The organism is Gardnerella sp. Marseille-Q9691, assembly GCF_046507715.1.
In the GTDB taxonomy this organism is placed as follows: domain Bacteria; phylum Actinomycetota; class Actinomycetes; order Actinomycetales; family Bifidobacteriaceae; genus Bifidobacterium; species Bifidobacterium greenwoodii.
On record NZ_JBKFXI010000001.1, the window covers coordinates 442,033 to 465,905 of the forward strand.

18 protein-coding genes are annotated in these 23,873 nt (G+C 43.9%); 7 read left to right on the plus strand and 11 right to left on the minus strand.

From position 1 onward, the window contains the following. Position 1: 1 nt before the first annotated feature. Together ACLD6A_RS01835 and ACLD6A_RS01840 are read right to left on the minus strand one after the other, a co-directional pair. Positions 2 to 724, minus strand: a complete 723-nt coding sequence (locus ACLD6A_RS01835; protein ID WP_410313414.1) for a metal ABC transporter ATP-binding protein — start codon at positions 722 to 724, stop codon at positions 2 to 4. A 133-nt stretch (positions 725 to 857) separates the two neighbouring features. Then, entirely contained in the window at positions 858 to 2,039 is a 1,182-nt protein-coding gene (locus ACLD6A_RS01840; RefSeq protein ID WP_410313415.1) for a metal ABC transporter substrate-binding protein, read from the minus strand. Positions 2,040 to 2,344: 305 nt separating this feature from the next. Here ACLD6A_RS01840 and ACLD6A_RS01845 point away from each other — a divergent pair, with 305 nt between their 5' ends. The 4 genes from ACLD6A_RS01845 (at position 2,345) to ACLD6A_RS01860 (ending at position 5,802) form a co-directional block, all read left to right on the plus strand. Further along, on the plus strand, positions 2,345 to 3,337 hold the full coding sequence (locus tag ACLD6A_RS01845; protein WP_410313416.1) for an NAD(P)H-hydrate dehydratase: 993 nt from the start codon (positions 2,345 to 2,347) through the stop codon (positions 3,335 to 3,337). Positions 3,338 to 3,377: 40 nt separating this feature from the next. Continuing rightward, positions 3,378 to 4,028 carry an HAD family hydrolase gene (locus tag ACLD6A_RS01850; RefSeq protein ID WP_410313417.1) on the plus strand — a complete coding sequence of 217 codons (651 nt, stop codon included), beginning with the start codon at positions 3,378 to 3,380 and terminating at the stop codon, positions 4,026 to 4,028. Positions 4,029 to 4,130: 102 nt separating this feature from the next. After that, positions 4,131 to 5,063 carry a LysR family transcriptional regulator gene (locus ACLD6A_RS01855; RefSeq protein ID WP_004135136.1) on the plus strand — a complete coding sequence of 311 codons (933 nt, stop codon included), beginning with the start codon at positions 4,131 to 4,133 and terminating at the stop codon, positions 5,061 to 5,063. 289 nt (positions 5,064 to 5,352) lie between these two features. Further along, positions 5,353 to 5,802 carry a Panacea domain-containing protein gene (locus ACLD6A_RS01860; RefSeq protein ID WP_246905299.1) on the plus strand — a complete coding sequence of 150 codons (450 nt, stop codon included), beginning with the start codon at positions 5,353 to 5,355 and terminating at the stop codon, positions 5,800 to 5,802. Positions 5,803 to 6,226: 424 nt separating this feature from the next. Here the strand turns inward: ACLD6A_RS01860 and ACLD6A_RS01865 are convergent, their stop codons facing one another. The 3 genes from ACLD6A_RS01865 to lepA all read right to left on the minus strand — a co-directional run bounded on the left by ACLD6A_RS01865 (position 6,227) and on the right by lepA (position 9,953). Next, positions 6,227 to 6,682 (minus strand): tripartite tricarboxylate transporter TctB family protein, encoded by a 456-nt coding sequence (locus ACLD6A_RS01865; protein ID WP_004135140.1) that lies wholly within the window; start codon positions 6,680 to 6,682, stop codon positions 6,227 to 6,229. Between the two features lie 71 nt (positions 6,683 to 6,753). Further along, positions 6,754 to 8,076: a radical SAM family heme chaperone HemW gene (hemW, locus tag ACLD6A_RS01870; RefSeq protein ID WP_410313418.1), complete on the minus strand. Its 1,323-nt coding sequence runs from the start codon at positions 8,074 to 8,076 to the stop codon at positions 6,754 to 6,756. Then, the gene (lepA, locus tag ACLD6A_RS01875; RefSeq protein WP_032843669.1) at positions 8,073 to 9,953 is read right to left on the minus strand and encodes a translation elongation factor 4; all 1,881 of its coding nucleotides are present in this window, start codon (positions 9,951 to 9,953) and stop codon (positions 8,073 to 8,075) included. The genes hemW and lepA overlap by 4 nt, the downstream gene beginning before the upstream one ends. 293 nt (positions 9,954 to 10,246) lie before the next feature. Here lepA and rpsT point away from each other — a divergent pair, with 293 nt between their 5' ends. Continuing rightward, a complete protein-coding gene (rpsT, locus tag ACLD6A_RS01880; RefSeq protein WP_004127335.1) occupies positions 10,247 to 10,507 on the plus strand; it encodes a 30S ribosomal protein S20 in 261 nt (86 codons plus the stop codon). Positions 10,508 to 10,641: 134 nt separating this feature from the next. Here the strand turns inward: rpsT and ACLD6A_RS01885 are convergent, their stop codons facing one another. The 3 genes from ACLD6A_RS01885 to ACLD6A_RS01895 form a co-directional block, all read right to left on the minus strand. Continuing rightward, positions 10,642 to 11,361, minus strand: a complete 720-nt coding sequence (locus tag ACLD6A_RS01885) for a trimeric intracellular cation channel family protein (RefSeq protein WP_410313419.1) — start codon at positions 11,359 to 11,361, stop codon at positions 10,642 to 10,644. A gap of 90 nt (positions 11,362 to 11,451) precedes the next feature. After that, positions 11,452 to 12,621 (minus strand): branched-chain amino acid aminotransferase, encoded by a 1,170-nt coding sequence (locus ACLD6A_RS01890; RefSeq protein WP_004135146.1) that lies wholly within the window; start codon positions 12,619 to 12,621, stop codon positions 11,452 to 11,454. 282 nt (positions 12,622 to 12,903) lie between these two features. Then, on the minus strand, positions 12,904 to 13,527 hold the full coding sequence (locus tag ACLD6A_RS01895; protein WP_004127323.1) for a 50S ribosomal protein L25/general stress protein Ctc: 624 nt from the start codon (positions 13,525 to 13,527) through the stop codon (positions 12,904 to 12,906). Positions 13,528 to 13,848: 321 nt separating this feature from the next. On the opposite strand from ACLD6A_RS01895, the gene ACLD6A_RS01900 reads away from it, so the two are divergent. Further along, positions 13,849 to 15,900: an AMP-dependent synthetase/ligase gene (locus ACLD6A_RS01900; protein WP_004135148.1), complete on the plus strand. Its 2,052-nt coding sequence runs from the start codon at positions 13,849 to 13,851 to the stop codon at positions 15,898 to 15,900. Between the two features lie 322 nt (positions 15,901 to 16,222). Further along, entirely contained in the window at positions 16,223 to 20,383 is a 4,161-nt protein-coding gene (locus tag ACLD6A_RS01905) for a hypothetical protein (protein ID WP_410313420.1), read from the plus strand. A gap of 114 nt (positions 20,384 to 20,497) precedes the next feature. On the opposite strand, the gene era is transcribed toward ACLD6A_RS01905, so the two are convergent. From era to ybeY, 3 genes are all read right to left on the minus strand, one after another. Further along, positions 20,498 to 21,493, minus strand: coding sequence for a GTPase Era (era, locus tag ACLD6A_RS01910; protein WP_410313611.1), 996 nt, complete (start codon positions 21,491 to 21,493; stop codon positions 20,498 to 20,500). A gap of 183 nt (positions 21,494 to 21,676) precedes the next feature. Continuing rightward, positions 21,677 to 23,236: a hemolysin family protein gene (locus tag ACLD6A_RS01915; protein WP_410313421.1), complete on the minus strand. Its 1,560-nt coding sequence runs from the start codon at positions 23,234 to 23,236 to the stop codon at positions 21,677 to 21,679. A 77-nt stretch (positions 23,237 to 23,313) separates the two neighbouring features. Then, the gene (ybeY, locus tag ACLD6A_RS01920) at positions 23,314 to 23,868 is read right to left on the minus strand and encodes an rRNA maturation RNase YbeY (protein WP_004135153.1); all 555 of its coding nucleotides are present in this window, start codon (positions 23,866 to 23,868) and stop codon (positions 23,314 to 23,316) included. Positions 23,869 to 23,873 lie beyond the last annotated feature (5 nt).

The following is a 23,873-nucleotide window of genomic DNA, read 5'->3' on the forward strand; positions in this document are numbered from 1 at the left end:
ATCAGCCTTCCGCAATTTCCGAAAAAGTAAGACCTGCAGAAGCGGCAGGCATGCTTCCGCCGTATGCGCAAGTAATATTTTCTTTAGTCATAACTTCTTTAAGCGGACCAAACGCAACTTGGCGACCAGCCAAAAGTAACGCTTTTTCGCAAATAGCATCCGCAATTACCAAGTCGTGAGTAGAAACAACAAAAGCTATTCCTTCTTGCTTAGCGGCTTTCATAATATTAAGAAGCTCACGACGATTTGGCTCATCTAAACCGTTAAATGGTTCGTCAAGCAAAATAAGAGTTGGGCGCGCAACAATAGCACGCGCAAGTAAAATGCGCTGGCGCTGACCGCCCGAAAGATCGCCAAAACGAACATCCGCGCGGTTAAGCAATCCAACGTGATTAAGAGCGTCCTCAACGGCTTGTTTTTGATCTTTTTTAAGCAAACCGAGGAATCCAGTTTTTCTGCTCAATCCCATGGCAACAACCTGACGAGCAGTAATCGGGAAAGTCAAGTCCAAATCAACCTGCTGAGGCACATAGCCAATAGACAAAGCTTTTGGCATGTTAAGTTCGCCGTGACTTACGCGCACAATCCCAATAATGGCTTGCAAAAACGTTGTTTTTCCAGAACCATTAGGCCCTATTAAAGCCAAAGCCTCTCCAGGCTCAACACTACCGTTAATACCTGTAACCACGGTTTTATAACCGTAAGCAAGGCTGCAATTTTTCATTGCAAGGACGCTCTTATTCACTATAATTCCAGTCTTTTCAGTTTATTAATAATAAGTATTCGTAACAGTAACTTCTTGCTTTCGCGACCAAAGTTACTGTTACGATACTGTTATTTTTACTGTTATTTGTATGTTACTTCTTCAATGCAGTTTTGACTGAATCTGGAAGTTCAGGAACCTTACCGTTCCAAGCCTTCACCAATGTTTCAACATTGTGAACAATGGAACCGATGTAGGTTTCACCAGCAGATCCGACTGGTCCAAGCGAATCTCCATAAAGCGCATCGTCGCCAATAACAGCCTTTACACCTGCAGCTGCAGCCACAGCCTTAATTGACTTGGAATTGTTAGAATTTTCAGCAAAGATTGCCACAGCACCAGACTTTTTAACATCTTCTGCAGCCTGCTTAATATGATCTGCTGTTGCATCCTGCTGGCTGTTAAAGTCAGAAAGTGCTGCACCAATAAACTTCACATTATAGTCACGAGAGAAGTAACCGAATGCGTCGTGAGAAGTAAATAGTACGCGATGCTCTTGTGGAACACTGTTCAAAGCTTTAGTTGCCCAAGCATCCAAATCCGTCAAAGCCTTAACGAACTTTTCAACATGCTCGTCGAAAATCGGCTTGCTTTTAGGAAGAGACTTGCCTAAGAATGCACCAATATTCTTAACCTGAATCATAGTATTCTTGGTACTTGTCCAAATGTGCGGATCGTACTGGAATTCAGGCTCCTTTTCGCCTTCTTCTGGCGGGAATGGCCACTTTTCTGCATGAACTTTAGCAATACCGCGGTCAACCTTATAAGGAAGATTCTTTTCTTTAGCAGCTTGCGCCTTTGGATCTTTGATTTCGTCTGCGGTAAGAATACCGGATGTGACGCCCATTGTTCCCTTAAAACCAGTTGCTTCTACAGCCTGATCCAAGAAGTGCTCAAGATCAACGCCAGAAACAAGCATCAAATCAGCCTTTGAAAGAGCCTTAGACTGCGCTGGAGTCATTTCGTGCTCGTGAGCAGAAGCATTTGGTGCAAGCAGGCAAGTCAAGTTAATTGTTGACTTTGCTTTGTTTGCTGGAGCTCCGATTACAGACTTTTTGCCCTGAGAATCGGTTTTATTAAGGCTTAAACCAGAATTTGCGTCTGCAGTTGACGCGATTTGGGTTACATAATCGCAAATTTGCGTTGTTGTTGCCACTACGTTTACCTGATTGCCTTTTGTATTGTTTTCTGCAGTTTTAGAAGAGCCGCAAGCGCTCATAGAAGTAGCTAAAAGTGCAACCGCAGCGGCAGTTGCGAAAATTCGTGAAGTTTTCACACTCGTTCCTTTCGGGAATCTTTACTGTTATTGCATGGGTTGATTGCGTAAAATAGCCATGAAAAATTGTTCATGAAAAAAATAATCATTCGCAATAACGCTTATAGCTTAAATAAAATATGCATGAGGGTCAACAATATTTCAAAAATTTCTTTATATTTTTTATAAAAGCGCGTGTCGCAAAATTTTTGTCTGTTATAATCACAATTTTTCTTGCATTCTGACGGCAAATAGTATATATAAAGCGAATATACAATCGATAAAGCATAGCGCACCAATCGCAAATACTTACTACAATCATATATATGAGCCCACTTGTAAATTTAGCAACAAAAGATGCTAGCAAATGCCTAAAAATACCGGATCAGTCGAGCAATAAGTATTCCAGAGGAGTTTTAGGCGTAATCACTGGATCTAACGAGTATCCGGGAGCCGCTGTATTAAGCACTCGCGCAGCAGCATATTCAAATATTGGAATGGTTCGTTATTCAGGACCTCTTCGCGCACAAAACTTAGTATTACAAGCATCCCCCGAAGTAGTAGCATCGCAAAATTTGCAAGGAAAAGTTGACGCAATAACAGTCGGCTCTGGCATACCAGACGAAAGCCATTGCAACAGCGAAAGCGCACAAGAGCAAAGAGAACAAATTGCGAACATACTTAAAAACTATGAAAACGAAAGCCAATTAAGCAATATTCAATCGCAATCGCAAAACGCACTCCCCCCAATATGTGTTGACGCTGGAGCTTTAGATTTACTTCCTAAAAAAGTTTGCGCAAAAGTAGTTTTAACACCGCACGCAGGCGAATTATGTTCACTTTTTAAAAGATACGATTTAGAAATAAGCGCTCAAGAAATATTGAAAAATCCTGTTGAGTACGCTCAAAAAGCAGCAGATCTTACTGGAGCAACAGTGCTTGTTAAAGGAGCTACAACAGTTGTTGCATCTGCAAGCTACACGCATACGCCAATATACATTGCTCAGTACGGCCCAACTTGGCTTGCAACTGCAGGATCTGGGGATGTGTTAGCAGGAATTTTAGGGGCGCTACTTGCACAGAGAGAAAAGCAAGACGAAAGCCGCACAAACTACGCGTTTATTGCAGCAAGCGCAGCGGTAATTCACGGAATTTGCGCAGTATTTGCTTCTAGAAGCAGCGGAGGAAATAGCTACACTCAGCTCGTGCAAGATATGATAAAAGCAAAAAAGCCGCTGGCTTTAGAACACCCAATTGTGGCAAGCGACATAATTAGCGCACTTCCCCACGTGCTTGGGATTCTTATAAATATGAAGTAACTTGCAAAGCAGAAACTACTAAAAGAAAGCGCATCTTAGTATGAACACCAAAAAACAGTTTGAAATTCACGACGTTATGTTTGATTATTGCAGAGTTCTACTCGAGTGGAATTGCCGCAATTGCTTGCAAAAACAGTTCCCTAATTTAGTTGACACAATCTGCCCTAACGGAAGCTTTGGAAAAGATGATTTGGCAGGATTCTACGAGTTTGAAGACCGCATGGACGGTGGCGAGCTTTTGAAAGACCTTATGCCAGAATATGAACGCAGATTTGGAAGCGAGCTTGCAGAAGCATTCCGTTGGTATTGCACAAATTACGATCAGGTTTTAACGCGAATGATGCCAGGAATGGTTTATTTGCTTCACGATTTAAAAAAAGCAGGCTACGGAGTGTGGGGACTTACGAATTGGTCGAGCGAAACATTCCCACTGGCACTTAGAAAATTCCAGGAACTTTCAACGCTTTTGCAGGGCACTATTATTTCTGGCGTTGAACACTTACACAAGCCACAGGCGGAAATTTTTGAGCTTGCAATGAGTAGATTTAATCTTGAGGCCGAACACACAGTATTCTTTGACGACAAGCCTGCAAATATTGACGGAGCTCATGCTGTTGGCATGCACGGTTTTGTTTTTACAACAGCCGAGCAGGCGCGTAAAGATTTAGCATCAATTGGCGTTGAGCTTTAATTTTTGCAAATTCTCATGGCGATGCCTTTTGCTAAATTCGTTATCGGCTCTTGTTTAACTCACTACTACTTAACTTACAAAAGTTTATAAAGGAAGCTCAATATGACTTTGCTACAGCTGAAATATATTGTGAAAATCGTCGACTGCGGTTCAATGAACGAAGCAGCGCGAGCACTTTATATTTCACAGCCTGCACTGAGCTCATCTGTAAAAGAGCTTGAACGTGAGCTAAATATTGAGATTTTTACAAGATCAACTCAAGGAATTGTTTTAACTTCCGACGGTGCAGAATTTTTAACATACGCACGACAAGTCATTGAGCAAGCTGATTTGCTTGAGGAACGCTACAAAAGCACAAAACCACGTCCACAATTGTGCAGCGTTGCAACACAACACTACATGTTCGCTATTGAAGCATTTGTTGATATGATTCGTAGCATAAATTCCGACGAATACGAGTTTTCTATTCGCGAAACGCGCACAAAAAATATTATTAAGCAAGTAAGCGATATGCGCGCAGATCTTGGACTTTTGTACCTTTCGGACTACAACAAGGATGTAATTGGAAAGCTGCTTCGCGAAAAACATTTGGAATTCCACCCGCTTTTCCGCGCAACTTTGCACGTTTTTCTTTCCAGAAACAATCCTCTTGCAGCTCACAAAAGCCTGAGCTTGGAAGACTTGAAACCATACCCGTTCATTCAGTACGAGCAGGGCGAAGAAGGAAGCTTCTTCTTTGCGGAGGAAGCAGTGTGGCCAACTCGTCCGCCGAAGAAAATCAACGTTTCCGACCGTGCAACAATACTGAACTTTATTATTGGTCTAAACGGCTACACAATTTGCACTGGAATTAACAACGGCGACTTGAACAACGAAAAAATCGTTACGATTCCGCTAAAATGCGACGATACTATGCTTGTTGGCTGGATTACCAACGAAAGAACTAAACTTTCTAAAGCCTCACTCGCCTACCTTACTCAGCTTAAGTCTGTAATAACAAGGCACGGCTACACGCTTATTGATTCGCAAAATTAGATATATACATTTGCATTGCGCAATCAATGCAAAACAAAGAGAAGCAACTCAAAGTAGTGTAGCGTACGCAGCGCAGGTTAAGACGCACAACACATAAATATGCGCGCAGCTAATACGTTATGCGTTAGCTGCGCGCTATTAATTTTAGCAATCAGAAATCAGCAATCAAGACCTCAAAACTTGCACACAAAAAACGCTAAAAGTTATCCACATTTCTTTAATCGAATTGACGCCCACTTTTGCTATTCATAAAATCTCTATTAATTCGCTGCAAAAAAGGAGGTGCGCGATGAGCATTATTAACGTAGCGGCAAAAATATTGGAAATTATGGGGCCAATGACAACCATGAAACTGCAGAAGCTTGTATATTATTCTCAAGCGCACAGCTTAGCCACAACCGGATTGTCGCTATTCCCGGAAGATTTTGAGGCTTGGACAAACGGTCCAGTCTCACTGGAATTATTCAACAGGCATCGAGGAAGATTTACAATTCGCAGAGAAGAACTACTGATTTCTCTTCCAGAAAGATGCGCAGATTTGGAAGATGAACAGGTGAAAATCATAGAGGAAGTGTGCGCGAAGCTTGGAAAGCTTACCGGAAATCAGCTAAGCGAAAGAACACACAGGGAAGATCCGTGGATTAGCGCAAGAATAGGCATACCTGCGAATCAAGGCAGCGAGGAAATAATTTCCAAGAAGTCTATTCACGACTATTACGTAAATCATCCTGTTGTGTAGGCGCGGTTTGGCGAGGAGCGGTTTGGTCAATTACCGTTGTTTTCTCAGTCTGCTAACTGAGTTAGTAACAGTGTTTGGGTTGTGAACGTTGTTTTCTCAGTTCGTTAGCTGAGATATTAACAGTGTTTTGCATTTGGCACATGACTCTAGATATCGCAGGAGCCGGCGCCCAAGATACTCAGGCAATTCCGGCTCCAACTTCCATATCCTCCGAAGAGATAGGCAATAAATTTATTGTATCAGTATGCGACAATATTGGGGTAAGCTGCAAAAGTAAACAATTAAGGCGAGCACGTTATGTTACGAGTGCCCGCCTTAATTATTAAAAACAGTTTTATTTATTTATAAACGCGCCTAAGTTGACCTAAATCAACTTAAATCGACCTAAAACGACACAAATTAACTCAAATCACTCTAAATCAACCTAAAGCGCGGTGCCATGCTCGTCTAGGCGCGGATTGCGTTTAGCGTTGCTAAAGCTAAAGAACAGCCCAAATACGCCCAAAGCAAACAACACAGCAATCGTTATAACAAGCACCATTGGCTGACTTGGGAACCACATAATCACCAAAAATGCGAATGCAGAAAGCAAAATCACAGCCCAAGAGCACACGCCAATAACCTTACGAACAGCGTTCCAAGTGTCGTCGCCTGATTCAGCTCTGCGAATGTTTCGGGCAATTTTTTCTTCTTCAGCCGTCACGTTAGAAGTTGGCTTCCAAGGGCCAGCACCCTTTTCTTGAAGCTTTCGTGAACGCTCTTGCAAATTATACTCGTCAATCATGCCGCCGCGAGCGCGACCTTTTGTTTCATCATACTGCGAAGGAATACCCCTACGATTCTGCTTATCCCTTGCGCGACGCTCTTTGCGGTTTGCCATGATTAAGTTCCTTTCTACGCTGAAATTTTCGCATACAACGCATCTATTGCACAAAACTTACACAATACGCACTATTTTAGCACGGTAAGACCTTCTTCACACGCGTCAACAATTTTTTCGATTAATAAATCGTTTAATAAACGCCCTTTTTGAGTGGCAATAATACGATTTTTGTTCAACACTGCCAAATCTTCATTACAAACTTCACATATAACTTTTTGCAAATGCGAATCGTCAAATCCGCGATTAGTCTTTCGCATCTTTGCACACAATTCATCAACACTAAGCCCTTCGCTAATGCGCAACCCAAGCATTACTTCTTCTATTAGCGCGTCTTCAACGTTTATGCACTCATAGTTTTGCCACGGCACGTTACCTGCGTTAATCGCCTGAGCCCAGCGTTTTGGGTGCAAAATATCCCATGCGCGCAAATTGTATTCTTGATTAGGATTCGCCTTTTTAGCATCCGAATCAACACTTTGCTTGCTAAGAGCGCTTGCCGCATTGTAGTGAGAGTGCGCTCCAGGTCCAATTCCAGCCCAATCAATGTTCTTCCAATATCCAAGATTGTGACGGGACTCAAAACCTGGGCGCGCCCAATTAGAAATCTCATACCACTCTAGGCCAGCAGAACTAAAAAGCTCGTCTGCTAACTCGTATTTTGCTGCTTCATCATCGTCGTTTGGCGCTTGAATTGTTCCAGCAGCAATTTGACGACCCATTTTTGTGCGCGGCTCTACCGTTAGCGCATATGCAGAAACGTGGTTTACGCCCAGCTTCAAAGCCATTTCTACCGACTTTCGCCAATCGTCCAAGCTCTCCCCTGGAGCGCCATAAATCAAGTCAACACTTGAACGCAAACCGCAAGCATTTGCCGCATTTACTCCTCGCGCAACATTTTCTGGAGTATGCGTGCGGTCCAAAGTTTTTAGCACGTGCGGCACTGCTGATTGCATTCCAAAAGATATTCGCGTAAATCCGCCTTCTGCAAGCTCCTGAATATAAGACTCATCTGCAGTATCCGGATTTGCTTCCGTAGTTATTTCCGCACCAGTTTTCAATCCCCACAAGTTGCGTATTTCTTGCAAAATTCGAACTAAGTCACGCGCTTTAAGAACGGTTGGAGTGCCTCCGCCGAAGAAAACAGATTGCGCTTTAGGCTCGAAAATTCCGTGAAATTCCTGCCATTTTTTTACAAGACGCATCTCTTGAATCGCAACATCAGCATAACCTTCGCGGCTCGCACCTTCACCCAAATCGCGAGCCGTATACGTGTTAAAATCGCAATAACCGCAGCGCCTTAAGCAAAACGGCACGTGCACATACACTTCAAAAGGCATGCTTTTAGTTTGCGTAGCTGATTTATTTAATTCAGCATCCAACTCTAAACTCATCCTTCAGACTTTTGCGCAGCGCGAATCTTATCTTTAGTATCGCGATCGTTTGCGCTCTCATCCGTAGCCAAAGCCGCAACGAATGCTTCCTGCGGAACTTCAACGTGTCCGAGCATCTTCATGCGCTTCTTGCCAGCCTTCTGCTTTTCCAAAAGCTTGCGCTTACGCGTAATATCGCCACCGTAGCATTTTGCTAGCACGTCTTTTCGAAGAGCGCTAATAGTTTCGCGAGCAATAATACGAGAGCCAATTGCCGCCTGAATTGGGATCTCAAACTGCTGACGAGGAATAAGCCCGCGAAGCTTCTTAGTCATCATAACGCCGTAAGAATAAGCCTTATCTCGGTGCACAATCGCACTGAAAGCGTCAACCTTATCTCCCTGAATAAGAATATCAACCTTCACAAGGTCAGCAGCCTGCTCTCCATCCTCGTGGTAGTCAAGAGAAGCGTAACCTTTTGTGCGGCTTTTAAGCTGATCGAAGAAGTCAAAAACGATTTCTGCAAGAGGAATCCTGTAGTGCATTTCCACGCGGTCGGCACTAATGTATTCCATTGTGCCCATTTCTCCGCGATGCTCCTGGCACAAATCCATTACAGCACCAATAAATTCTTTCGGCGTAATAATATCGGCCGCAACCATTGGCTCAATAATGCGCTTAATTTTGCCTTCAGGAAACTCGCTAGGATTCGTTACGTGATGCTCGCTGCCGTCTTCGCTAGTAACGTCATAAGTTACGTTTGGGGCGGTAGAAATAAGATCCAAGCCAAACTCGCGGCTTAAACGCTCGGAAACAATCTCCATGTGCAAAAGACCTAAGAATCCACAACGGAAACCGAATCCCAGCGCAACCGAGGTTTCTGGCTCGTAAATAAGAGCAGCGTCGTTAAGTTTTAGCTTGTCAAGAGCATCTCGAAGTTCTGGGAATTGAGCGTTATCAATTGGGAAAAGACCTGCGTAAACCATAGGTTTAGGGTCCCGGTAGCCATCCAAAGGCTCAGATGCAGGATTTACTGCGCTTGTAATAGTGTCGCCAACTTTAGACTGACTCACGTCTTTTGCACCTGTAATTACATAGCCTACTTCTCCGGCTCCAAGCGCCTTAGTTGGAGTCATATCTGGGCTAATAACGCCGATTTCAATAGGATCGTGCGTCATGCCGATTCCCATCATATGCAACTTTTCGCGCGACTTAAGTTCGCCATCAACCATACGAATATAGGTGACGATTCCGCGATACGAATCGTAGACGGAGTCAAAAATAAGCGCGCGAGCAGGAGAATCAGGATTTCCGCTTGGGGCTGGAACTTCCAGCACAATTTGATCAAGTAAGTCTTTAACGCCTTCGCCGGTTTTGCCAGACACGCGTAGAACATCTTCCGGCTTGCAGCCGATTAAGCCCGCGATTTCTTCAGCATGCTTGTCTGGCTCTGCGCTTGGCAAGTCGATTTTGTTAAGCACAGGAATAATCGTCAAATTGTGGTCGATTGCCATATAAAGATTAGAAAGCGTTTGCGCTTCAATGCCCTGAGTTGCGTCAACAAGCAGCACCGCACCTTCGCATGCTGCAAGCGCGCGCGAAACCTCGTAAGTAAAATCGACGTGACCAGGAGTATCAATCATGCCAAGCGAATACTCTTTGCCTTCAAAAGTCCACGGCACTCGAACAGCCTGAGATTTAATAGTAATTCCGCGCTCTTGCTCAATATCCATGCGATCCAAGAAACGGTCGCGCATTTCGCGCTCCGGCACGATTCCAGAAAGCTGCAAAATGCGGTCAGCTACAGTAGACTTGCCGTGATCGATATGCGCAATAATGCAGAAATTGCGTATCAACGACTGATCCGTAAATCCTGGCTGGTTATGCGGTGTAATCAAAGCAAGCATCTCCTTATTAAATACGCGGATAGTATTAAATTGCGCAAGCTACGCAAGTAATTAATCTTACCAACTCTACTACCCTAGTCTAGTGAAACAAACGCCGGGAAAATACACGGCAAATGTAGTCACACACAGACAAAACGACCACAAACGCCGGGAAAATAAACGGCAAATGTGGTCAAATGCAGACGAAACAACAACAAACGCCAGCGACTAGTAAAGTTATCCAATAATCATGATATGCTTACGCTTTGTATGTCCTTATATAGCAAACGTCGTTTGGAGTAACAGTGGCAAACATTAAGTCGCAGAAGAAGCGCGTGCTCACCAACGAGAAAGCACACAAGCGTAACGTAGCAGTAAAGTCTGCTTTGAAGACCGCTATTCGTGCAACTCGTGAAGCCATCACCGCTGGTGATAAGGCTGCAGCACAGGCCGCTTTCGCAGTAGCCGCTCAGAAGCTTGACAAGGCTGCAGGCCGTGGCGTGATTCACAAGAATCAGGCTGCAAACCGCAAGTCCGGTCTTGCTGTAGCGATTAACGCTCTGTGAAGTTTGTGCAGGTAACTGCATAACACAGCATGTAAGGAAAATCCCCAGTACCAACAGGCACTGGGGATTATTTTTATACGCGACTAAAACTCATTTAGATTATTCGCGCTTAAGATTTTTAAGACTATCTAAGACTATCTGCGCTTGCGATTATTTAATTTTAAGCGACGAATGCGCGGACGACGCACTTTAATCGGCTCAGTGCGATTCATTGCGCCAAATAAAGTCAAGTCAAATTTTACAGATAGCAAGCGCATTGCAACCACCAGCGCAACAATAAGCATGTCCAGAATAATCTCAACAGTTACGCCAAAGAAACCAGCATGTTTTGCTTTAACTACAAAAACCGTAAGAACGCAACCAACTGCAGCCGGAACAGCATACCAATGTTTATCTCGCACAATAACCGGAACTTGATTCAAAATCATGTCTCGAATAAGACCGCCTCCCAAAGCGGTTGCCATTCCTAAAAATACTGAAGTCGTGCCAGACATGTGAAAATCTAGGCCTTTTGCAGTTCCGTTTACAGCAAACAATCCCAACGCCAAGGCATCAAGCGTAAGCATAAACCAACGCCACTTATCGATCTCCGGATGCGCAATCGCAACAATTATGCCGGAAAGTAAACCAGCAATCACAAAACCGTGATCTGCAATTCCAACTGGCGGCAGTGCTCCAAGTAAAACATCGCGCACAATTCCGCCGCCCAACGCAGTAATCCAAGAAGTGGTAATAATGGCAAAAACATCGTACTTTTTGCGAATAGCCCACAGTCCGCCAACCATTCCGCAGCATCCAACAGCAACATATTCAACAATTAGAAAGAAGATGTTATCCCCTAATGCGCCTTCCACAAATTACCCCTTCGAAACAATAAATAGCAAAATAAATAGCGCGCCGCACCCACATATGAATCTACATACGGAGTACGACGCGCCAATTAATTAGTCACAAACCTTCCACATCCAGTTGTGCTTGTCTTCAACATCGCCAAGCTGAATGCCAAGGAGCTCGTCGCGCAAAGCCTGAGTCAACTCACCAACACCACCGTCGGAAACCTTAAGATCGAAATCATCTGACTTAAAGCGACCAATTGGAGTGATGATTGCAGCAGTACCGCAAGCAAAGACTTCAGTTACCTCACCGGAACGAATGTCGTCAAGCAGGCCTTGAAGCGGAATCATAGTTTCAACAACATCATGACCAGCCTCTTTAGCAAGCTGAATCAAAGAACGACGTGTAACGCCAGGAAGAATGCTGCCCGTAAGAGATGGAGTTTCCAAATGACCATCCTTGTGCAGCGCGAACATGTTCATGCCGCCAAGCTCTTCCAAATAAGTCTTAGTTGCAGCATCCACGAAGCAAACCTGCTCACAGCCATGCTCAATACCCTTGTATTCACCGAGCAAGGAAGCAGCGTAATTTCCGCCGCACTTAGCAAAACCGGTACCACCAGGGCCGGTGCGGAACCACTGATCTTCAACCCAAATGCTCACAGGCTTCAAACCACCCTTGAAGTATGGGCCGGATGGAGAAGCAATCACGCAATATTCAACCTCATGAGCTTCGCGAACTCCAAGGAATGGCTCGGAAGCAAACATGAATGGGCGCATGTAAAGCGTGTACTCGCGGCGGCTTGGAACCCACTCTCTATCCCGCTTTACCAAAGCTGCAACAGAACCAATAAAGTCGTCAATAGAAAGATCTGGCAAATACAAACGCTTAGCAGAATTTTGGAAACGAGCGGCGTTAATATCTGGACGGAACAGCCAAATAGAGCCGTCTGCGCGCTTGTATGCCTTCAAACCTTCAAAGCATTCCTGAGCGTAATGCAAAACGGATGCGCCTGGATCCATTTTCAATGGTCCGTAAGGCTCAACGCGACGATCCGACCAGCCTTCGCCTTTAGTCCAAGACATGTGAACCATATTGTCGGAGAAAATCTGACCGAAAGCAGGCTTATCAATAAGTTCGTTGCGCTTTGCGTCCGAAACTGGATTATCATTAGGCAGAACTTCAAAGTTGCCAGCTAATTTGTTCAACAGAGCAGGATCGCTATGATCATCGGATTCATAGGCGTCCGAAAACTCTGGAGCGATTTCTAAATCAGCCATTATGTCTCTTTTCTATCTGTAATATTTTTGATTGCCTTTTAACGCAATTAACGTATAGAATAATACGATTCTTGCGTTTAGCAAAACTTACACGCCAAAATATTTTAAGAAATATTTCAAAAAATATGGTTGAAAGTAAAATTTATTTAGCAAATTTACCGATTTTATAAGAAAAAGCCGCATAAGAACTGACTTATGCGGCTTAAAATTTTAAACTATTTATAAGTTATAAGTTAATTAGTAATTAAATACGATAACTTACTTTATAACTTACTTTATAACTTACTTTTCTTCTGCAGCTGGAGCAGCGGCAGCAGGAGCAGCAGCTGCATCAGCAGCAGGAGCAGCAGCTTCGGCTGGAGCAGCATCTTCAGGAACGGTGACGCTAACAACAGACTCTTCGCCATCCATGTCGAGTACAACGCCCTTAGGAAGCTTAACGTCCTTAGCAAACACCTTGGTGCCGTCGGTCAAGCCGTCAACGTTAACAACAACGCGCTCTGGCAAGTTGGCAACGTCTGCGCGAACCTTGAGCTCCTGAACGTCAACGAATGCAACAGCAGCACCCTTTGGAGTACCTTCAACGAAGACTGGAACTTCAACATCAATCTTTTCGCCAGCCTTAACCTCGTAGAAGTCAATGTGCTCAACAATGCGCTTAACAGGATTGCGCTGAACATCCTTAACAACTGCAATGCGAGATTCCTTGCCAAACTTAATAGTGAACAAAGCATTTGCGTGACGCAAAGCCAAAGTGGTCTCACGCATTGGAAGAGTGACGTGCACTGGATCAGCACCGCCAGCATAAAGGCTTGCTGGAATCAAATTTGCAACACGCAAGCGGCGAGCAACGCCCTTACCAAACTCGTTGCGAACTTCGCCTTCAAGAGTAATCTTTGTAGCCATATCGGTCTCCTTATGGTCTGGATAGTTTTGTTTGTTAATCCAGCTTCAGGCGCACCGACGCGCCGAAAACCATAAGTGGCCATCAGCCCAGTCGATAACGGAACTTTGCCAACAATCAGTCGGCATATTCCCTCGCCAAAGCAACTTTTCTAGTGTAACCACAGCGCAAGACTAATCTTAAATCTCAATTATTTAATAGATAAAAATATGCAAACACTTACACAACTTGAGCACACAAACGATTATTATAGATAACAGCACTAAGCGCACTTTAAAACTATGCGCTTTTAAGAGCCGCTAAGGCATGATTAAGGAGCAGATGTGTCCGTCTTTAATGCACTCCAACAGCAAGCGTTTAATCTTGCACGTAAAGCATTGCGTATTGGCAGCAATTTCGCACACCCAGTCAGCGACGATCGCGCAGGCGAACCAGGCTACCCAAATGAAGAACAAGAATCTTCAACAAATACTCTACTTTCGCAAAATAAGCGTCTTCCACTCGTAGAAGAGTGGGGCGCAGGAATGCCAACAACCACGTTTATTGACCCAGAAACAGGTTTGCTTACCACAAAAACGGAAAGCGCTGCCCCACTGGACGAAGGCACAAGTATTTACGACTTGTACGCAGACCGTGCTGCACGAATGGGAGACGACCCGCTTTACACTTACAAAGAAAACGATAAGTGGGTTACTAAAACAGCAAATCAGTTCCTTAAAGAAGTTAGGGATGCAGCAAAAGGCTTAATCCACTACGGTTTGCACAAGGGAGATGCTATTGCTCTTATGTGCAAAACGTCGTACGAGTGGGATGTTACAGATGCTGCTGTTATGGCTTGCGGCGGCGTGCTCGCCACTATTTACGACACGGATTCTGCAGAGCAGATTCGCAACATTGTTAATAATTCCGACTCGCGTTTTCTTATTGTTGGAACTACAGAAATGCGAGATAAAGCAGACGGCGCTATTGAAGAATGCCCAAGCTTGGAACGTATTATTTGCTTAGAAACCGGCGGATTGGAAGAGCTTAAAGCTTTTGGATCTACCGTTAGCGACGAAGAATTGGACGCGCGCATTGATTCCGTAAAGAAAACAGACTTGTGCTCAATTGTTTACACTTCCGGCTCCACAGCCGCGCCTAAAGGTGTTGAAATGACACACGAGCACTACTGCACAACCGCACTAAACCTGCCAATCTACCTGCCAGATTTGTTAAGCGAAAAAGACGGTTCTGTGCTTCTGTTCCTTCCGCAAGCACACTCTTTTGCGCGCGCAATCAACTACATTGTTGTGGCAAGTACATTGCGAATTTACATTGCTCAAGGAATTTCTACTTTAATTTCTGATTTGCAGGTTGCAAAACCTACGGTTATGATTGTTGTTCCTCGAGTTCTTGAAAAAGTGTATAACGCGGCTTCGCAGAAGGCCGGTCACGGCGCTAAAGGCTTGGCTTTCCAGGGTGCTGTTGTGACGGCTCAGCAGTATATGAAGGAAGTTCAAGAGTTTGGTGATGCTAAAGCGCTTACCAAGGCTCGCCGAACTGCTTACGATCCGCTTGTTTACCGCCCGCTTCGCCAGGCTCTTGGCGGACGCGCGCACTGGATTGTTGCCGGCGGCGCTCCACTCGACCCTGAACTACTTTCATTCTTCCGCGGCGCAGGAGTTCCAGTGTACGAAGGCTACGGTCTTACTGAAACCACTGCCCCATGCGCATTTACACCAATTGGAGTTCCTTTCCGAGAAGGCTCTGTTGGAATTGCATTCCCAGCCTTTACTTTGCGAATTGCAGAAGACGGCGAAGTGCAAATTAAGGGCACATGTGTGTTCCATAAGTACCATAAGAACGACGAAGCAACTGAAACTTCGTTCACCAAAGACGGCTGGTACGCAACAGGCGATTTGGGAAGAATTGACGACGAAGGCATGCTTTATATTACCGGCCGCAAAAAGGATTTGATTATTACGGCTGGCGGTAAAAACGTTGCGCCTGGACCTATTGAAGAGATGATTAAGAGATGCGAGATTGTGTCTCAAGCATTAGTACTTGGAGATAAGCGTCCATTTATTTCCGCACTTGTTACTTTAGACGAGGAAATTTTGCGCAACTGGCTTAAGCTTAAGGGATTAGACGAAACCATGAGCATGAGCGAAGCCGCAAATAATGCTGTTGTGCGCGCCGAAGTGCAGAAGTTCGTTGACAGTGCTAACGAAGGCGTGTCTCGCGCAGAATCCGTGCGAAAGTTCATTATTTTGCCGGAAGAATTTACGCAAGAAAATGGCTTAATGACAGCATCTATGAAGATTATTCGCCCGCGTGTTATTAAGCATTACGCAACGCTACTTAATACGCAGATGTATACTTCGCGAAAGAAGTAGGCGTAGGCAAGTTTTGTATATTGCTTCTTGCGAGAAGTAAGCGTAGGCTTTCGCAAGAAGCAGACGTTTGCAAGTTTTATATATGGATTCGCGTATGTTTAGTGCGACTTGCGCGAATCCATAAATTTTTCTTAATAATCTATGGGTATTTGATAAAATTACCGTGAAAAAACTTGATACCCCCCCCCGTTGAAGAATACAATATTTTCTTAGCACAAGTTAAAAGAAAAGCTACATTCACAGCAATGTTTCTTTTCTAAAAGCTTTGCAAGAGATATGAAAATCTTCTGATTTCCATTAACAATTAAGAGGAGAGGTTAATATGAACGCCAAACTCGCAGTAGCAATCTCATTAGGCGCAAGTTCCCTTGCATTATTCGGCATGGCAAATGTGGCCAATGCTGCAACAGCAACAACTACCGACACTGGCGCAAATCATCCTGTTGTTCAGCCAAGCAATGAGAATCCGGTAGAAAAAGCTAGAGGCGAAGCTAATAAAGCTATTGAAGATGCTAAAACGCGGAAAGAAGCCATTAATACTGAAGTCAATAAGGCAGAAGGCGAAGCTACTGATGCTAATACAGAAGCCACTAATGCCAACAAAGAAGTAACTAAAGCTCAGACTGAATTAGAAAACAAACGAGAAGAAGCTAAAACAGCTGAAGAAGAAAAAGGTAAAGCCGATAAGGAATTAGCTGACCAGCAGACTGCGGTAGATAATGCTGACAAAGAAGTTAAAGCTACGCAAGCTGCGTTTGATCAAGAAACAGAAAATCAGAAAACTGCTGAAAATAAGCTGAATAAAACCAAGGACGAAAAAGGCAAAGTTGAAGGCGAGCTTAATACTGAAAAAGAAGCCGTTAAAGCTAAAGAAACAGAACAGACTAAAGCTGGAGAAAAAGTAAAAACTGAACAAGGCAAACTAGATACCGCCAATACTCAGCTTGAAAAGGCTAAGCAAAATAAAGAGCAAGCTCAGGAAAAAGCCAATCAGCTCTCTGATGCAGCAACTCAAAAAGAGAATGAACACAAGGCAGCAGAGCAAGCTGTAACAGAAAATACAAAACAGCAGGAAGAAAAGAACAAAGAAATAAAGCGTTTGCAAGAGCATAAGTCTGCAGACGAAGATCCGAATGTAAAGAAGCTCAAGGGCGAAGCGGATCAAGCTCATGAAGCTTATACTAAAGCTCAAGGCGAGTTAAATCAAAAAACAAATGACATTGCAAATGATAATAATACAATACAAAGCGAAACTGAAAAGCTAAATAATGCAAAAACTGCTCTTGAGCAAAATGAAGACGGAAAGAAGTTCAAGAACGCTCAAGATAAAGTAGAAGAAGCGGAAAAAGAAGCAAAAGAAGCTGAAGACGCCTATAACAATGCTAACACCGAAAAACTCGATGCTAATGTTCAAAAAGGTTTCGACGGTTTCCTAGATTACATAATCTCCAAATATAAGAATGATGATTCTGTAAAAGGTAAAGCTATATACGCGGATGCTTTAAGAGCAAAGGATATACTTACTGGAAAAGATGTTGTTATCCCTGACACGGTTACAAAAACTGCAGATGGAGGAACAATAACACATCAAGGACGCACAATTAAAGCGCCAATGTGGTATAAGGATTTGGTGAAGCTTAAGCGAGTAGGTGGCGCTGATTCCTTAAAGAATTTGAAAGATGCTGTAACGTATTATGCGCCTCTTAACGCAGAGCGAACAAAAAACAACCTAAATCCTCTTAATGTGAACCTTAGCATGATTGCTGAGAGTATTGTGAATTCATACTACTCAGGAGCTGTTATTGAACATTCTGCAAACCATGCTGATTACAATTCAGCTTCATCTATGAATACTAATCCTTATTTGGATTCGTCCGAGAATCTTGCATGGGGTTCATTCGATAAGTATGATTCTTCCACACGCCTTAAGAGAGAGCACACTGGAAATGATTCTAACAACGTTGGCAACGCAATGGACGGCTGGTATGATGCCGAAAAAGCGATTTATGACAATGCTATAGAAAAAGGAACCTGGTCTAAAGGCGGAGTTACTTACACTCTTACAAACAACGATAAAGAATTCTTAAAAAATCATCGATACGACTTTACGCATCAAACATATAGTTCTGATGCAGTTAACAGTGATTTTGAATTAGCAGTTGGCCATTACCTAAACTTTGTTGATAATAAAATTAATTCTTGCGGTTTTGCTGACAGCAATAATTCCGTCGCATTGAAACAGAGTGGCGAAAATGTTGTTGTATGGCATGGCAGTAAGCAAGAATCACAGCTTAGTGTGGAAGAGTTTACAGGATCTCTAAATGAGTACATAGCCAATCTTACTGGTACGAGAGATTCAGCAAAGAAACTTGAGCCATCAAATGCAGAGAATTTGAAGTCTCTATCTGCAACGATTACTGAGAAAAATAAGAAGCTATTTGACGCTAAGTATGAGCTTCGTAAAGTTCAGTACGATTTGAATATGACTCCTGATGGAGAAAATACTCCTTTGCAAACTAGAGAAAAGGAGGATTTACAAGCTCAAAAAACAAAGATAGAAAATGCTAAAAAAGATTTAGATGATAACATAAGCGAGATAGAGAAGTTCGTTCAAGAATATGAAGCAAATCCTAATGGCAATTGGCCACCAGACACAAAAAAGAATTACGAGCATGATGTGAAGTCGTATCTTCCTTGGGCTAAAAACAAGTCCGAAGCTTATGCTGGAGAGATTAGCAGCATTAGCTCTGAACTCGAAGAACTGAACGCAAAAATTGCTTCCTCTAGCGCAAAAGGCAGTGTTGTAACATCTCTTGTAAAAAACATTAAAGATACAAACACTAAAATTACAACTGCTAAAGCAAAATTAGCTGAAGATACAAAGGCTAAGGAAGAGGCTGCTAAGAAGGCTACTGAACTGAAGACTGCTTGGACTACTGCCAATTCAGCATATGAAGCTGCTAAGCAGAAGGCTGAGAATGATGCACAGTTAGGCAAAGAAGCACGCCAGCAACAGATTAATCAGCTTACAACCGAGCTTAACGGCTTGAAAGAAACAGCCAAGACTTTGAAGTCAGAAGCTGAAACTGCAAAGCAGACTGCTAAAGCAGCTCGAACTGCTGCCAAGGCACAGCAAGAAAAAGTTGATGACGAACTTACCAAGGCTGTTAACGAAGCTCAAGTAAGGTTTGATACAGCAACTCAGGCTGTTAAAGAAGCCAACGAAGCCAAAGCTAAGGTTGATCAAGAGCTTAAAGCAGCTAATGAGAAGGTAACTAATCTGAAGCAGACGATTCAGACTCTTGAAGCGCAGATTGCAGCTGAGAATCAGAAAGTTACTGAAGCTAATGGCAAAGTTAAAGCTGCTCAGATCGCTCTTGATGGTGCTAAAGATACTCAGAACACAGTAACAGGCCAGCTTAAAGCGTTACAAACAAAAGCTCAAAATGCTGTTAAAGCGGTTAAAACTGCAAATGATGCTGTTGAAGCTGCAAAAGAAAATGTTGTTAAGAAGATTCAACTTGCTCAAACTGCTGTAGCAAATGCTCAAGCTAAGGTTAAGCATGCTCAAGAAGTTGTTGCAGAAGCTAAAACCAAGATTGAAACTATACAGAAGAATCTTAAGACCGCGGAAGAAAAGTTTAAGGCGGTTGTTACTGACCCAGCAACTCAGCAATCCTTCATGCAGTCAACATTCTTGGCAGCTTATCCAAAGTTTGAAAGCTTCGTACAAATTCTGACAGGAAAAGTTAGTACGCTGCAAACTACTGCTAACAAGCTCAGCACGTCTGCAACAACACTCGCGAAACTGCTGCCACCAGTGACACCTCCAACACCACCTGCACCAAAGCCACCGGTTGAACCAAGTCATGATGGAGAAAGCGGCCACGGTAGCACTGGTAATACAGGAAACACAAACAATACCGGAAACACTGAAAACGCTGGTAACACTGGTAACGGTAATGTTCCATTCACACCACAAGCACCGCATGTTAGTGTTCCTGCTGTTGATGTTGAACAACAGTCTAACGAGTTCGCTTCAACTACCGCAGAAAATCACGTTACACAGGCTGTTGCTAAGAGTGAAGCTGGAAAGTCTACTAAAGCAGAACGCGCGAATGCAAAGAACACGAAGCACGACAACCACACTGCTTCTGCAAATGCAGCCGCAACTTCTAGCGCAGGCGTAGCACAAAGCAAGAACGCTAAGGATTCTAAGAATGCTGAATCGAAGGAATCTGCAAAGGAAGACTCCGCAAAGCAAGAAACTCAGGATTCTAATAGCAATAGCAGCGATCAAAACAGCACAACAAACAACAGCCCAAGCAACGAGTCCAAGAATGCTCAAGCAAACGGCAGTGCTGCAAAGGCACAAAACGGTTCCAACAACACGCTTACAATTGGCGCGGTTGTGGCAGTTGTGATTGCTGGAATTGTTGCAATCGGCGGAGGTGTGACTTTCGCACGTCACCGTCGCATGTAGTTGAAACTAAATAAAACAAAAACCGCAGTCGAAATTATATCGGCTGCGGTTTTTTATAAGCGCTAAGCAGAATTCGCTAGGCAAAACGCGCGCGTCAAAACACACTAAGTAAAATTAGAAGCCCAAACGCTCAAGCTTCTTAGGGTCGCTCTGCCATCCTTTTGCAACCTTCACATGCAATTCAAGCACAGCTTTTGTGCCAGTAATGCGATTTACAGCCGTGCGTAAACGCTTCTTTACGCGCACTAAATGCTCCGCACGATGACCAATAATAATCGGCTTTTGCGAATCTCGCTCAACATAAACCGACACAAGCACATGCGCTTTGTTGTCGTCGTATTGAGTATCTTCACCACCGCCCGGATACACAATATCGTCAACTACAACAGCTAAAGAATGAGGCAACTCGTCGTCCAATTCTTCCAAAAATGCTCCGCGAATAAGCTCCGAAATCATGCTTTCTGGACTTTCCTCGCTAAGCTGATCCGCCGGATACATTTGCGGACCTTCCGGCAAGTTTTGAATCAAAACATTCTTAACTTCGTCAACATTGTCGCGTTCCAGCGCACTAACAGGCACAATATCCGTAAAATCGGCAAACTGCTGAATTTGAAGCAAATGCTCAACTAACTCGCTGCGGCTAAGCGTATCGATTTTTGTAACAATACCAATAAGCGGAACTTTCCAAGTCCAATTGCCCTTCTCATCTTTTTTAGCAAAATCGGAGCGAAGACGGCTTAAGATTCGCCTGTCTCCTGGTCCTATCTCCTGGTCTGCTGGAAGCAAGAATGCAATCGCATCAACATCTGAAAGCGACTCGTCAACAATATCGTTCAAACGCTGGCCAAGAAGCGTACGCGGACGGTGAATACCCGGAGTATCAACCAAAACCATTTGCGCATTATCGGTTGTAACAATTCCGCGAATAGCCTTACGCGTAGTTTCAGGGCGAGAAGAGGCAATAGCAATCTGTGTGCCAATAAGAGCGTTCATAAGCGTTGATTTACCAACGTTTGGCCTACCGACTACAGCTACGAATCCGGAACGGTAGCCATGAAAATCAGGAGTCGGAATCGTAGCTCTGGTTGAGGAGTCAAGATTTGCAAACATCTCATCGTCGAAGTCACTGCTATCCTCGAAGTCATCAGTGTCGTCGAAGTCGCCGCTATTGTCGAAGTCGCTATTACCCTCGAAGTCACTGCTATCCTCGAAGTCGTTTTCGTTGCTCGTAATGCTAGTATCGCTTATATTATCCACGTTTTACCATCCAGTTCTTTACTTCATTAAATTCGTTTACTTCATTAAATTTGTTTGCTTCATATTACTTGCTTGCTTAAGCGCGTTAGTTTGCTTACTTTCCAACACTTGCGGAGAAATCTTTTCAGAAATCTTTTCCGAAAGTTTTTCAGATATTTTTTCCGAAAGTTTTGCCGCGCTGCTATTTTCAGGCTGCTCGTCTTTAGGCTCTTCTAAGCCCTTAACATCGCGCTCAACCAAAATAGTTGAGACTTTCTTTCGTCTACCAGCAGAATCCACAGCAGTTAATTTTAAGCCTCTTGTAACCGCACTAGATCCCACAATCGGCACGTTACCAAGCAGCTTCGTAAGCAGACCAAACACGGTGTCAACATCGTCTTCGTCAATATGAACTTCAAAAATATCTTCCAAATCCGCAATCGGCGTTCTAGCAGGCATCTTCCACACGCCCTCGCTTACTTCTTCCGGATCCGCATGCTGAGTGCGATCATGCTCATCTTCCAGCTCGCCCACAATCTGCTCAATAGCATCCTCAATAGTAACCAAGCCTGCAATACCACCATATTCGTCAACCACTACTGCCACATGCTGGCGAATTCGCTGCATTTCGTGGAATAAATCGTCAACCGGCTTGGACTCCGGCACAAGCATAGGATCACGGCTAATAGTGTCAACAGCCCTAGAAGAAGCTGCAGGATTAAACACAGTAGCTCTTACTGCGTCTTTTAAATAAGCAACGCCAACTAAATCGTCAACCGAATCTCCAATAACAGGAACTCGAGAAAATCCGGATCTTGAGCATAATTTCAGGAAATTTTCCAGCGTTTCGTCGCTTTTTACGCAAATCATATCGGTTCGAGGAACCATGATTTCGCGAGTCAAAGTGTCTGAAAGCGTGAGCACATTGCGCATCATTTCCGAAACTTCAGGGTCAAAATCATTCGCTTCAACAAGGCGATCAATACTCGCCTTCGCTTGATCCAGCTGAATATCTTCCAAAGCCTCATCATCTGAAAGATCAACATGCTTTTTTCTAGAAGTTACGTCCACATCGCCAGCAATATGCACAAGAGGATTAATCGCCATAGCAATAGAAACAATGCGAGAAAGCCTCATCAACTTTGCCACAGGCTGAGCAGCTCCCACAGAACGCGGGCGAACAAGCATAGAAATAACAGCAACAATAACCGAAACAACAACGCCAACAACCAAAGTAAGCCACATTGGAGCACCGAAAAACGCCGAAACCGCAGCAATAATAACGCCGTCAAACACATTGCACAGAACGCGCACAAAAGCGCATGCGCTAGAAGTTGCGTAACGGTCTGAAATAAGCTTTTTTACACGATGAATTCTTGCTATTCTACGCATACGCACTATTGCGCTTGTGTCGTCATCGTGAGTTTGCGCTTCAATCATAAGATTGTTTAAGCTCGCTCGCGTAACCCTAGGCACTGCCCCTTCTGCAGCTGCCATTGCAAGAGACAGCCACACAAGAAGAATTGCAAGCAAAAGCAAAACGGCTAATCCTAGCCACACGTGCAACGGAAGTTCCGGTACCGATATATTTGTAAAAAATGCTTTAATATCTTCCATAATTATGCTCTTACATCTTACAACTGCTTGTTTGTGCTTGTTTGCGGTAGTTTGTGCTTACTTCTGCTTATTTATGCTTACTTGCTTTTGTTATTTTTGCTGCCTTTTGAATCATGCTCAGCATCGTAACGTTCAAGCTCGTTCACAGCTCCTTCCGGAAGAGTCGCGTCATACAATTCCCCAGAACGTGCAGCGAAGAAAGTAAGCAAAAGCTGACGCTGCAAACCAAACATTTGCTTTTCTTCTTCCGGATTTGTGTGATCGTAACCAAGCAAATGCAGTATGCCATGAATGGTTAAAAGCATCATCTCTTCCATTGTGCTATGCCCCGCCGCGAGCGCCTGCTGCTGAGCCACCCAAGGGCAAATCACCAAGTCTCCAAGCATGCCCTCGGAAACTTTTTCATCGCTTCCAGGAGTAAGCTCGTCCATTGGAAAACTCATAACATCTGTTGGACCTTCAAGGTTCATCCAGCGCTCGTGAAGGCAGGCAATTGGCTCAGGATCAACGAAAGTAATTGATAAATCTGACTGCGTGCTGACTTTCATCTGCTGCAACACCCACATGCCAAGATCGGAGAAGATTTTAGCGTCGATTCGCCACACGGTTTCGTTCATGACTTCAATGCTCATGATTA

Excerpts from the sequence above, each read along its gene's own strand:
- ACLD6A_RS01865 (WP_004135140.1), bottom strand. The coding sequence starts at position 6,682 with ATGGCAAACCGCAAAGAGCGTCGCGCAAGGGATAAGCAGAATCGTAGG.
- era (WP_410313611.1), bottom strand. The coding sequence starts at position 21,493 with ATGTTTGCAAATCTTGACTCCTCAACCAGAGCTACGATTCCGACTCCT.
- hemW (WP_410313418.1), bottom strand. The coding sequence starts at position 8,076 with ATGAGTTTAGAGTTGGATGCTGAATTAAATAAATCAGCTACGCAAACT.
- ybeY (WP_004135153.1), bottom strand. The coding sequence starts at position 23,868 with ATGAGCATTGAAGTCATGAACGAAACCGTGTGGCGAATCGACGCTAAA.
- ACLD6A_RS01855 (WP_004135136.1), top strand. The coding sequence starts at position 4,131 with ATGACTTTGCTACAGCTGAAATATATTGTGAAAATCGTCGACTGCGGT.
- ACLD6A_RS01835 (WP_410313414.1), bottom strand. The coding sequence starts at position 724 with ATGAAAAATTGCAGCCTTGCTTACGGTTATAAAACCGTGGTTACAGGT.
- ACLD6A_RS01845 (WP_410313416.1), top strand. The coding sequence starts at position 2,345 with ATGAGCCCACTTGTAAATTTAGCAACAAAAGATGCTAGCAAATGCCTA.
- ACLD6A_RS01850 (WP_410313417.1), top strand. The coding sequence starts at position 3,378 with ATGAACACCAAAAAACAGTTTGAAATTCACGACGTTATGTTTGATTAT.
- ACLD6A_RS01905 (WP_410313420.1), top strand. The coding sequence starts at position 16,223 with ATGAACGCCAAACTCGCAGTAGCAATCTCATTAGGCGCAAGTTCCCTT.
- ACLD6A_RS01860 (WP_246905299.1), top strand. The coding sequence starts at position 5,353 with ATGAGCATTATTAACGTAGCGGCAAAAATATTGGAAATTATGGGGCCA.
- ACLD6A_RS01890 (WP_004135146.1), bottom strand. The coding sequence starts at position 12,621 with ATGGCTGATTTAGAAATCGCTCCAGAGTTTTCGGACGCCTATGAATCC.
- ACLD6A_RS01895 (WP_004127323.1), bottom strand. The coding sequence starts at position 13,527 with ATGGCTACAAAGATTACTCTTGAAGGCGAAGTTCGCAACGAGTTTGGT.
- ACLD6A_RS01915 (WP_410313421.1), bottom strand. The coding sequence starts at position 23,236 with ATGGAAGATATTAAAGCATTTTTTACAAATATATCGGTACCGGAACTT.